Origin of the sequence: Mycobacterium sp. smrl_JER01 (genome assembly GCF_048513595.2) — a bacterium.
In the GTDB taxonomy this organism is placed as follows: domain Bacteria; phylum Actinomycetota; class Actinomycetes; order Mycobacteriales; family Mycobacteriaceae; genus Mycobacterium.
The window spans coordinates 1,093,926-1,105,494 of the sequence record NZ_JBLXXK020000001.1 but is presented as its reverse complement, the minus strand read 5'-3'; the positions used below and the strand labels follow the sequence as shown (position 1 = coordinate 1,105,494).

Genomic DNA, 11,569 nt, shown 5'->3' with positions numbered 1-11,569 from the left:
CGGAGCCGTGCATCAGGCCAGGTCCTCGACAGAGGCGGATTCGTTGCGCGACAGGTTGATTCCGAGGTTGGCAGCAGCGCGCTCCAGGTCCTCGTCGTCACCGTCCCGCATCTCGATGGCCGCACCGTCCGAAGACAGCACCTCGACGTTCAGGCAGAGCGACTGCAGCTCCTTGAGAAGCACCTTGAACGACTCCGGGATGCCCGGTTCGGGGATGTTCTCGCCCTTGACGATCGCCTCGTAGACCTTGACGCGGCCGACGGTGTCGTCGGACTTGATCGTCAAGAGCTCCTGCAGCGTGTACGCCGCACCGTAGGCCTGCATGGCCCAGCACTCCATCTCACCGAAGCGCTGACCACCGAACTGCGCCTTACCGCCCAGCGGCTGCTGGGTGATCATCGAGTACGGACCGGTCGAACGCGCGTGGATCTTGTCGTCGACCAGGTGGTGCAGCTTCAGGATGTACATGTAGCCGACCGTCACCGGGTACGGGAACGGTTCGCCACTGCGGCCGTCGAACAGCACCGCCTTGCCGTCGGCGTTGACCATGGTCTCGCCGTCCCGGTTGGGCAGCGTCGCACCGAGCAGACCCTGCAGCTCGCTTTCCTTGGCGCCGTCGAACACCGGGGTCGCGACGATGCTGTCGGGCGGTGCCGAGAGCATCTGCTCGGGCAGCTTGGCCGCCCACTCCGGAGTGCTTGCGACATCGATGTTCCAGCCGGCCTTGGCCACCCACCCGAGGTGGGTCTCCAGGATCTGGCCGATGTTCATACGACGCGGTACACCGTGGGTGTTCAGGATGATGTCCACCGGGGTGCCGTCGGGCAGGAACGGCATGTCCTCGACGGGCAGGATCTTGCCGATGACGCCCTTGTTGCCGTGACGTCCGGCGAGTTTGTCGCCGTCGGAGATCTTGCGCTTCTGGGCCACGTAGACGCGGACCAGTTCGTTGACACCGGCGGGCAACTCGTCGTCATCCTCGCGGCTGAACACGCGGATGCCGATGACCTTGCCGGACTCACCATGGGGCACCTTGAGCGACGTATCGCGCACCTCGCGGGCCTTCTCACCGAAGATGGCGCGCAGCAGCCGCTCCTCCGGAGTCAGCTCGGTTTCACCCTTCGGGGTGACCTTGCCGACCAGGATGTCGCCGTCGCGGACCTCGGCGCCGATGCGGATGATGCCGCGCTCGTCGAGATCGGCCAGCACCTCATCGGAGACGTTCGGGATGTCCCGGGTGATCTCCTCGGCGCCCAGCTTGGTGTCGCGGGCATCGATCTCGTGCTCTTCGATGTGGATCGAGGTGAGCACGTCCTCTTCGACCAGACGGTTCGAGAGGATGATCGCGTCCTCGTAGTTGTGTCCCTCCCACGGCATGATCGCCACGAGCAGGTTCTTGCCCAGCGCCATCTCACCGTTCTCGGTGCACGGTCCGTCGGCCAGCACCTGACCCGACTCGACACGCTGCCCGGCGTCCACGATCGGACGCTGGTTGGCGCAGGTGCCATGGTTGGAGCGGGCGAACTTGCGCATCCGGTAGGTGTGCCGGGTGCCGTCGTCGGCCATCACGGTGATGTAGTCGGCGGAGACCTCCTCGACCACACCGGCCTTGTCGGTGACGACCACGTCGCCGGCGTCGATGGCGGCACGCAACTCCATGCCGGTACCGACCAGCGGCGCCTCGCTGCGCACCAGCGGAACCGCCTGACGCTGCATGTTGGCACCCATCAGGGCGCGGTTGGCGTCGTCGTGCTCGAGGAACGGGATCATCGCGGTCGCGACCGACACCATCTGGCGCGGCGAGACGTCCATGTAGTCCACCTCGGCGGCCGACACGAACTCGACCTCGCCACCCTTACGGCGGACCAGGACGCGGTCCTCGACGAACTTCTGACCCGCGGGGGTGTCCTCGGTCTCCGAGTTGGCCTGCGCCACGACGTGGCGGTCCTCCTCGTCGGCGGTCAGGTAGTCGATCTGGTCGGTGACGACGCCGTCGACGACCTTGCGATAGGGCGTCTCGATGAAGCCGAACGGATTGACCCGGGCGTACACCGACAGCGAACCGATCAGGCCGATGTTCGGGCCTTCCGGGGTCTCGATCGGGCACATCCGGCCGTAGTGGCTGGGGTGCACGTCGCGGACCTCAAGGCCGGCACGCTCTCGGGACAGACCGCCGGGGCCCAGCGCCGACAGTCGGCGCTTGTGGGTCAGACCGGACAGCGGGTTGTTCTGGTCCATGAACTGCGACAGCTGGCTGGTGCCGAAGAACTCCTTGATCGCCGCCACGACGGGACGGATGTTGATCAGGGTCTGCGGCGTGATCGCCTCGACGTCCTGGGTGGTCATGCGCTCACGCACGACACGCTCCATCCGGGACAGACCGACGCGGATCTGGTTCTGGATCAGCTCGCCGACGGTACGCAGCCGGCGGTTACCGAAGTGGTCGATGTCGTCGACCTCGACCGGGACCTCGGTGCCGCCGGGGGCGGTCATCGTCTGGTCACCCTGATGCAGACGCACCAGGTATTCGATGGTCGCGACGACGTCCTCTTCGGTCAGCGTCGAGCTGGTGATCGGCTGACCCACGTTGAGGCCCAGCTTCTTGTTCACCTTGTAACGGCCGACGCGGGCCAGGTCGTAGCGCTTCTCCTTGAAGAACAGGTTCTCCAACAGGGTCTGCGCGGACTCCTTGGTGGGGGGCTCGCCCGGGCGCAGTTTGCGGTAGATGTCCAGCAGCGCCTCGTCGGTGCCTGCGGTGTTGTCCTTCTCCAGGGTGCTCATCATGATCTCGGAGAAGCCGAAGCGCTCGGTGATCTGCTCGCTGGTCCAGCCGAGGGCCTTGAGCAGCACGGTGACCGGCTGGCGGCGCTTGCGGTCGATACGCACGCCGACGGTGTCGCGCTTGTCGACGTCGAATTCCAGCCACGCGCCGCGGCCGGGGATCACCTTGACGCTGTGCAGTGTCTTCTCGGTCGACTTGTCGATCGACTCGTCGAAGTACACACCCGGCGAGCGGACCAGCTGGCTCACCACGACACGCTCGGTGCCGTTGATGATGAAGGTGCCCTTCTCGGTCATCATCGGGAAGTCACCCATGAAGACCGTCTGGCTCTTGATCTCACCGGTGTTGTTGTTGATGAACTCGGCCGTGACGAACAGCGGGGCCGCGTACGTCATGTCCTTGTCTTTGCACTCGTCGACCGGCGCCTTGACCTCGTCGAAGCGCGGGTCGGAGAACGACAGCGACATCGAGCCGGAGAAGTCCTCGATCGGCGAGAGCTCTTCGAGAACCTCCTGCAGCCCACCCTTGGGGTCGACGTCGCCGCGGTCGGCGGCACGCCGGAACCAGTCCTCGGCGCCGACCAGCCACTCGAATGACTCGGTCTGCACGTCGAGAAGCCCCGGAACCTCAAGAGGCTCGCGGAGCTTGGCAAAAGAAATTCGGTTTGGCGCTCCGGGAACGGAGTTATTGGTGGTTACTGACTCGATCTGGCGGGACCCTGCCAAGATGCATCCTTCCAGCACCTCATGCGACCCTTCGGGGACCGGAGAGGCCGGACCCGTTCAGTCGCGTTTCTGCGTCGGTTTGGCCGGCTTCACCAGACCACCCGACGCACGGCACGCGTCTAGATCCCTGAGCAGAGGCTCAGGCTAGGACCACGTGACTAGTGCGGGTCGGAAAGAGCGAGGTGGGCAGGATGCAGCCAGCGCAACGTCCAACGATAGCGCACGCCGACCTATTCCTCAACCCTCGAGGCAGCACCGTATGCTACGGAACTCTGGGCGCTGGCCGGCGTCCCTGTTCGCTGTCATCCGTGTACACATTGCTGGCCAATAGATTGGCCCGGTTTCGTCCTTCCGTCAAGAGATAACGCCGTGTTGGGTACCGAGTTTTCGTAGTTTCGACCGAAACCTTCGCCCGCGTCGACGGCGCAGGTGGCGAAGTTGATGCCGAACATGATCCGGGCTCCGGTGGTGAACAACCAGTCGAAGAATGTCTGACGCTCGGTGGGGCCCGGCAGAACGCGGGCGGTCGCGGTTCCGCGGGCGGTCGGGATCTGCAGGACGTCGTCGGGAGCGCCGTAGAAGCCGGACTGCGCCGAAGGCGGCGTCCCGCTGAACATGTCGTTGAACCACCCGGCGCTGAGGATCTCGGCGGCCGCCACATTGGCCGGACGCGGCCATCCGGTGACGAGGTTCATCGCCACCTGGACGAAGATGTTGCCGGCGCTCATCGCGTCGCCGTGCGAGCTGTTGTCGAGCTTCACCCCGTTGAACTCCCCGGGCCGCCACTGCTGCAGAACGGCATTGGTCGTTCCGGACAGGTTCCAGTAATACGACCTGGCCGCCAGGTTGTAGATCGGGAAGTCCAGCGGCAGTTTCGCCAGCGCTTGCGGGGTGACGTCGCCGAAGCCGACCCCGTCGAGCATCACCACCCCCGCCAGCTTGTCGAAGGAGCCGTTGCGGGTCATATGGCCCGCGGCGCCCACGGCCAGTCCCCCGCCCGCCGAATGGCCGGTGAGCCCGACCTTGTCGATACCGTCGAGCAGGGTGCCGCTGTAGCCCGCTGCCAGCGCACTCTGCGCAAGTGCGGTGTTGCCGTCGACGAACAGGTCGGCCACCGCCCGGTGCATCTGCGTGCCACCGACCCAGCACCCGTCGCAGGCAAGGAAGTTCGACGTCAGTGACGTGGCCACGACGATGCTGTTGGTCGCCTCGGCGAGCCGGGCGGCGGTGTAGCTGTAGAACGGGCCGGCCGCCATGAAGCCATGCTGGAAATAGATCAGCCGGGTCGGGGTCGCACCGTCGGGGACGTACCAGTCCGCGGGCACGTCGTAACCGTCGCCGCAGTCGATTCTGAGCTTCGAGCTACGAACGGTGACGGTGCTGTTGGGCGGCAGGATCGGCGGGCCGCCGAGGACGCGGATGGCGACCGAATAGATATTGAAGATGACGGCGCCGATGACGCTGAGCAGCGTCTGCTTGCGTGGACTCGACGCTGCCTCGTCGGCGGGCGCGACCTGCATCGAAGCCAGCGGCCGCAGCACCGCGGTGTTCACCTCCGCGACCGCCGGATCGGCACCGGCGGCGGGCGCGTCGACCGGGATGGACGCCACGGGCTGCTCGGCGGTAAAGGGAGCTTCGGATCCGCCGGCCGCGGCCTCGGCATCCACACGTTCCTGTTCGGCAGCGTCGGGGTCGGGGATGTCGGGGTGATCGCTCGACGCGGCGGCCGGGTGATCGGACCCGACGGCGCCGTCGGCACGGCCGGCCGGTTCGTCGGGGACGGCGGCATGCGCGCCGCCGGCCTCCTCGGAGGAGTCGTCCCCGCCCCCTTCTTCCTCGGCGTCTTCCCCGGCGTCCTGTCCCTCTTCCTCGGCGTCTTCCCCGGCGTCTTGATCGGCGTCTCCCTCGGCGCCGTCGGGATCTTCGACGGTGTCCTCGGTTTCTGGGGCAGCGTCGTCAGGATCGGCGTCCGGGCCGAGGGTGTCGACGCGGGACTCGGTGCTGTCCTCGCCACCCGCCGAATCCGCCTGCGCCTGCGACTGCGATGTCGACTGCGATGTCGATGTCGACTCCGGGGCGGCAACCGCCACACCGGCACCGGCCAGCAGCGCGGCCGCGACCCCCGCGGTGACAGCGCCGGCCCCGAGCAGTACCGAAACCCGGTCGCCCATCGCAATCCCCTCTGCCCGAATCGGGCACACCGTAACGCGGCGGCACGGGGGCCGACGCGCTTTGCTCAGATCAGACCGCGACGCGGGCGGACGGGCTGTCGGACTCCCGACCGAGCACGTCGGGGGCCGACGCATCCGCACAGCTCAGTCCGGCCGGATCGGCAGGACACACTTGCGGGACACCTTCGACGTACGCCGTGAGTGTGACGACCCGGGCGCTGGAGGGCGGGCTGAACCAGGTGCTGGTCACCAGCACCGCCGGAAGTACCGGGAACAGCGAAGACGGATACCACCGCTCGGTGTAGGTGCCGTCGAGCATGTCGTTGATCCAGCCCGCTGTCAGGAGCTGGTTCGCCTGGACGTTCCACGGCGAGGAGAACCCGGTGGCCAGATAGGCCATGAACTGCACCGACAGGCTGGAGCTCTGCATCGAGTCGCCGTGCAGACCACCGCGGACCTGCACGCCGGTGAACATGCCGGGCCGGGCGACCTTGAGCCGGAAGCTGGCATGACCGTAGTTGTTCCAGGTGTCGGCGGTAGCTGCCAGGTTGTAGACCGGGATCGACTTCGGGATCTTGGCCAGGTCAGCGCTGAGGACCCCGATCCGGCCCGCGCCGTCGAGCATGACGACACCCGCGAGGTTGTCGGCCAATCCGGCGTCCACCATGTACCCCGCCGTACCCACCACCGCGCCGCCGCCCGCCGAGTGCCCGGCGAGGACGATCCGCGTGGGCAGCTCGCCCTGGAAACCGGCCTCACGGGCGCTGGCGGTGAGCGCACCGCGATCACCGGCGAACAGCTGCGCCAGGACGCGATGGGTCTCGGGCATGTTCAACGGATAGTTGTCGGTGTCGAAGACGTCCCAGGTCAGTGTCGGCACGACGACGATGCTCTGGGTCTTCTCCGCGAGATAGGCGGCGGTGGCGCCGTAGAACGACGCACTGGCCAGCAGGCCGTGCTGCAGATAGATCAGGCCCTTGGGCTCACCCTTGCCGGGCGGGAAGTACCAGTCCGCGGATACCACGACACCGTCGCCGAGGGTCAGCGACGAGGTCTCGACGCGGACCCGGCTGCCGAACGGCGCGCGCGCCGGGCCGGCCAGGAACTGCATGGTGCGGGTGTACCAGTTGAAGAAGCCCGCGCTGATGTCGCTGAGGAAGCCGAACACGGTGTTGAAGGGCGACTCTTCTTCGACTTCGGTCTCGGTCTCCGGCCAGGGCGCCGACGCCGCTGCGAATTGCATGACCGCTGTGCCCTCCGGGGAGGACAGATCGGTTTCGATGCTGTCGATGAACGGCGAGGTCTCGACGGCGTCGTCAGCGTTCGAGTTCGAGCCGTCCGCGCCGCTGCCGACCGATCCCGCCGGCACGTCGGTCACCGCGGGAAGGTCTGTCACCGACTTCGCCGGCGGCAGATCTTCGGTCACCGGCGCGGCCGACCCACCCCCGGACACCGGTGCGGCGCCGTCTTTGCCTTCTGAGACCGGTGCGGGGTCCTGGTCGCCGTCGGCCTCGTCGGTGTCGGCCGGGTCTTGAGCGTCGGCGGGGTCTTCGGAGTCTTCGGTGTCGCCGTCTGCGTCCTGGTTGTCTTCGGCGTCCTGGTTGTCTTCGGCGTCCTGGTTGTCTTCGGCGTCCTGGTTGTCTTCGGCGTCCTGGTCGTCACCGTCGGACTGCGCGGGCGCATTCGCGTCATCGTGGCCGGCCTGCGACGTCGACGTGGTCGAGTCGGTACCGGCGGACTCTCCCGAACCCGAGGCATCCGAACCCGATCCGGCCGAACCCGCAGCCGAACCACCCGAACTGGATGACGTGCCGTCATCCGCGGCTGCGATACCGGCACCAGCCAGCATTGCCGCCGAAACTCCCCCCGCCAGTACGCCTGCCCCCAACCAGACTCGATAGCGGTCGACCATTCTTCTCCCGTTCTCAGACACCGCGGAGCGCCACCGACTCGACGACGCCGAGATGGTTTGATGCGACGAAACGCGATTCTGGCAAACTGTATAGCCAGTCACGGAAGTATTCAAGATCACAGCCGACAAAATTGACGACTGCGACGAGAAGTGGCTAGTCAGCTGCTCTGACGCCTCGCTTGCGATACTGGCCGGTGCGACCTTCGCGGCCCACCCGGCTCATGCCGAGACCTTGTTACCTACAGGTAGTTTTCTAGCAACGCGAGTCACAGTTGCCACAGCAGACACGGATTGTCGCAGCACAACAGCGGTACGCCCGGGAACGAAAGCGCGCCTGAAGTTTGCCGACCCCGCGTCGTCGCACAGTGCGCATCGACCACCCGCCCGGCGGTCGCCGGGCGGCCAGGAAGTCAGCGCTCCGGCGGCGTCAGCGCTCGCCGGCGACCGGGATACGTCCGGTCGGAGCGTCGTCCTCGTGACGGTGCGCCGGCTCCCCCGCGAACTCGTGGGTCGGGTACTGGTGGGTACCTTCGAGGTCGTCACGGATAGCAGCCTGCGCGGCAGGCGGCAGGGTGTGCATGATCTCGCGCACCCGGGCTTGACGACGCTCGACGGCCCTGCGCTCGGGCATGCCGGGAGTCGCCTGCACCTGCGGGGGCACACCCTCGATCTCCTCGACACCACCGTCGTGGTGACCGGCGTCGATCATGGCCTGCTCTTCGGCCATCGTCGACTCGTCCTTCTCCTCCGACATACCGATGGGTCCGATCCGGCGGCCGTTGAGGAACTGCTTGACCACCGGCTCATCGCTGGTCAGCAGCACCTCGCGGGGGCCGAACATCACCAGCTTCTTGCGGAACAGCATGCCCATGTTGTCGGGCACCGTACGGGCGATGTTGATGTTGTGCGTCACGATCAGGATCGTGCAGTCGATCTGGGCGTTGATATCGATCAACAGCTGGGACAGATACGCGGTACGCACCGGGTCCAGACCGGAATCGGGCTCGTCACAGAGGATGATCTGCGGGTCGAGCACTAGCGAACGGGCCAGACCGGCGCGCTTGCGCATACCGCCGGAGATCTCACCCGGGAACTTGTTCTCATCGCCCGCCAGACCCACCAGGTCCAGCTTCTCCATCACGATCTGACGGATCTCGCTTTCCTTCTTCTTCGTGTGCTCACGAAGCGGGAACGCGGTGTTGTCGTAGAGGCTCATCGACCCGAACAGCGCACCGTCCTGGAACATCACGCCGAACAGCGTGCGGATCTCGTAGAGCTCCTTGGCCGAGCACTCGATGATGTTGGTGCCGTCGACGATGATCTTGCCGCGCTCCGGGCGCAGCAGGCCGATCAACGACTTCAAGAACACCGACTTACCGGTACCGGACGGGCCGAGCAGAACGCTCACCTCACCCGCGGGGAGATCGAAGGTCACGTCCTCCCAGATTCGCTGGGCTCCGAAGGACTTCGTCAGCCCCTCAATCTGAATGCCAATGCCCACGCGAAGTCCCTTCCCACCAAAAACCGGCAACCACCTGCCACACGTTTCCCGCCTGTGGCTTGAGTCACTGTAACCTACGCACCCACTCGGGAACACTCGGTCCGCCAACACCGCCGACGGCCCTCGACCGCAGACGACTGTGGGGCCGGTCTGTTTGCCAGACCGGCCCCACAGCTCGCGTTTGGTCGAACTACTTGACGGTGACCGACGCGCCGGCAGCCTCGAGCTTGGCCTTGGCGTCGTCGGCGGCCTCCTTGTTGACCTTCTCCAGCAGCGGCTTGGGGGCGCTGTCGACGAGATCCTTGGCTTCCTTGAGGCCCAGGCCGGAGACGATCTCGCGGACGACCTTGATGACGCCGATCTTCTTGTCGCCGGCACCCTCGAGGATGACGTCGAACTCCGACTGCTCCTCGGCGGCCTCGGCGGGGGCACCACCGCCGGCGGGGCCGGCAGCGGCGACGGCAACCGGAGCCGCAGCGGTGACGTCGAAGGTCTCTTCGAACTGCTTCACGAACTCAGAGAGTTCGAGCAGGGTCATTTCCTTGAACGCGTCGAGCAGTTCGTCGGTGGACAGCTTGGCCATGGTTATGGTCCTTCCTGGTTACTTCTTTTGGGGTGGTTTGTTACGCGGCGGATTCGGAATTTTCCGAGCCGGACTTCTTTTCCTGCAGAGCTGCGGCCAGGCGGGCGATCTGAGACGCGGGCGCCACGAACAGCGCCGCGGCCTGGGACTGCTTGGCCTTCATCGCACCGGCCAGCTTGGACAGCAGCACCTCGCGGGACTCCAGGTCGGCGATCCTCTCGACCTCGGAGACGCTCAGTGCGCGACCGTCCATGTAGCCGCCCTTGACGACCAACGCCTTGTTGTCCTTGGCGAACTTCTTGAGCGCCTTGGCGGCGTCGACCGGCTCACCCTCGATGAACGCGATCGCGGTCGGACCGACGAAGAGCTCATCGAGCCCCTCGATGCCCGCTTCTGCCGCGGCACGCTTCACCAGAGTGTTCTTGGCGACGGTGTAGGTCGTCGATGAACCCAGCGACCTACGCAGCTCGGCAAGGTTGGACACCGTCAGGCCGCGGTACTCGGTGACGACGGTGGCCGTCGACCCCTTGAACTTCTCGGCGATGTCGGCGACCGCGGTGGCCTTGTCAGCCTTGGCCATGCTTGCCTCCTCGTGATGGTTGGGACGTCCACCGACCGAAAGGCACATCCGGCTGATGAGCCGGGAAAACACAAACGCCCCGACGCAGACAGGTCGGGGCGCACAGAAGTACGTATCAGACGTACCAGCCTCGTCCTCCTGCGTGGGCCGCCGGGATTTTCCCGGACCTTCAACCGATTTCTTGAGTTCTTGCTCTTCGCGCAAGCGCTCATCTGAGTTCTTGCTCTTCGCGCAAGCGCTCATCTGAGTTCTTGCTCTTCGCGCAAGCGCTCATCTGAGTTCTTGCTCTTCGCGCAAGCGCTCATCTGAGTTCTTGCTCTTCGCGCAAGCGCTCATCGGTGACCGACGGTCTTCGGTGGAACCGAGTCAGGATAGCGCGTCGCCCCCCGATCAGCCAAAACGGTCGGCGCGGGCCAGTGCGGCCGCCCCGACCAGGCCCGCGTCCCCACCCAGCTGGGCCGGAACCACACGCAGCCCGCGCAGAAAGTCCAACCCGGCGTACGCGGTCAGGGCCTCGCGCAGCGGGTCGAACAACAACGCACCCGCCCTGGCAACCCCTCCTCCGATCACCACCAGGTCCAGATCGCACACCGCCGCCACCGACGCGATGGTCCGCGCGATGGCATCGGCGCCGCGGCCGAACGCGCGCAGCGCCACCTCATCACCGCGGCCGGCGGTCTCAGCGAGATCCTTCGCGTCAGCGCCGTCGACCCAGCCGTGCTCGCGGGCCCACCGCGCCAGATGAGGTCCCGACGCGACCGTTTCGACACAGCCATGGCCGCCGCACGTGCACGCCGCTCCGCCCGGTTCGATCACCACATGCCCGACGTGTCCGGCATTCCCGGTGCGGCCGTGGTAGGGCGCGCCGTCGAGTACCAGGCCGCCGCCGATCCCGGTCGACACCACCATTCCCAACAGGAAATCGGCGTCGCGGCCGGCACCGCGCCACCACTCCCCCATCGCCATGCACAGACCGTCACCGCCCAGGCTCACCGGCACGCCGCTCAGTTCGGCGACGCGCTGCACGATCGGGAAGCGGCTCCAGTCGGTGATGTTGATGGGGCTGACCGTGCCGCCGGGGACGTCGATGGGGCCGGCCGAGGCGATACCGACCGCGGCGACCGGCTCCGGAGCCGCGGCCGTGGTGTCCGCGAGCAGCGACGCGACCGTCTCCCAGACGAGTGCGGCGTCACCGTGCGGTGTCGGCCGCTGGGCATGGTGGACCAGGGTGCCGTCGGCGTCGACGAGCCCGGCGGCGATCTTCGTGCCGCCGATGTCGAGAGCCAGGATGAGATCGGTCATCGGTTCCTTCGGT

7 protein-coding genes are annotated in these 11,569 nt (G+C 66.5%); all 7 read right to left on the bottom strand.

All coding sequences use genetic code 11. The annotated features are described in order from the left end of the window. Window positions 1–12: 12 nt before the first annotated feature. The 7 genes from rpoB to ACNUDN_RS05215 all read right to left on the bottom strand — a co-directional run bounded on the left by rpoB (window position 13) and on the right by ACNUDN_RS05215 (window position 11,556). Window positions 13–3,525: a DNA-directed RNA polymerase subunit beta gene (rpoB, locus tag ACNUDN_RS05245; protein ID WP_419120967.1), complete on the bottom strand. Its 3,513-nt coding sequence runs from the start codon at window positions 3,523–3,525 to the stop codon at window positions 13–15. A gap of 284 nt (window positions 3,526–3,809) precedes the next feature. Then, a complete protein-coding gene (locus ACNUDN_RS05240) occupies window positions 3,810–5,678 on the bottom strand; it encodes an alpha/beta hydrolase family protein (RefSeq protein WP_419120966.1) in 1,869 nt (622 codons plus the stop codon). 70 nt (window positions 5,679–5,748) lie between these two features. Beyond that, window positions 5,749–7,527, bottom strand: a complete 1,779-nt coding sequence (locus tag ACNUDN_RS05235; protein WP_419120965.1) for an alpha/beta hydrolase — start codon at window positions 7,525–7,527, stop codon at window positions 5,749–5,751. 490 nt (window positions 7,528–8,017) lie between these two features. Then, window positions 8,018–9,091 (bottom strand): ABC transporter ATP-binding protein, encoded by a 1,074-nt coding sequence (locus tag ACNUDN_RS05230; protein WP_419120964.1) that lies wholly within the window; start codon window positions 9,089–9,091, stop codon window positions 8,018–8,020. 190 nt (window positions 9,092–9,281) lie between these two features. Then, window positions 9,282–9,674, bottom strand: a complete 393-nt coding sequence (rplL, locus tag ACNUDN_RS05225) for a 50S ribosomal protein L7/L12 (RefSeq protein ID WP_419120963.1) — start codon at window positions 9,672–9,674, stop codon at window positions 9,282–9,284. 40 nt (window positions 9,675–9,714) lie between these two features. Continuing rightward, window positions 9,715–10,254 (bottom strand): 50S ribosomal protein L10, encoded by a 540-nt coding sequence (gene rplJ, locus ACNUDN_RS05220; protein WP_419120962.1) that lies wholly within the window; start codon window positions 10,252–10,254, stop codon window positions 9,715–9,717. Window positions 10,255–10,644: 390 nt separating this feature from the next. Further along, entirely contained in the window at window positions 10,645–11,556 is a 912-nt protein-coding gene (locus tag ACNUDN_RS05215; RefSeq protein ID WP_419120961.1) for an ROK family protein, read from the bottom strand. Between the last annotated feature and the right edge of the window lie 13 nt (window positions 11,557–11,569).

Excerpts from the sequence above, each read along its gene's own strand:
- ACNUDN_RS05240 (WP_419120966.1), bottom strand. The coding sequence starts at position 5,678 with ATGGGCGACCGGGTTTCGGTACTGCTCGGGGCCGGCGCTGTCACCGCG.
- ACNUDN_RS05215 (WP_419120961.1), bottom strand. The coding sequence starts at position 11,556 with ATGACCGATCTCATCCTGGCTCTCGACATCGGCGGCACGAAGATCGCC.
- rplJ (WP_419120962.1), bottom strand. The coding sequence starts at position 10,254 with ATGGCCAAGGCTGACAAGGCCACCGCGGTCGCCGACATCGCCGAGAAG.
- rplL (WP_419120963.1), bottom strand. The coding sequence starts at position 9,674 with ATGGCCAAGCTGTCCACCGACGAACTGCTCGACGCGTTCAAGGAAATG.
- ACNUDN_RS05235 (WP_419120965.1), bottom strand. The coding sequence starts at position 7,527 with ATGCTGGCTGGTGCCGGTATCGCAGCCGCGGATGACGGCACGTCATCC.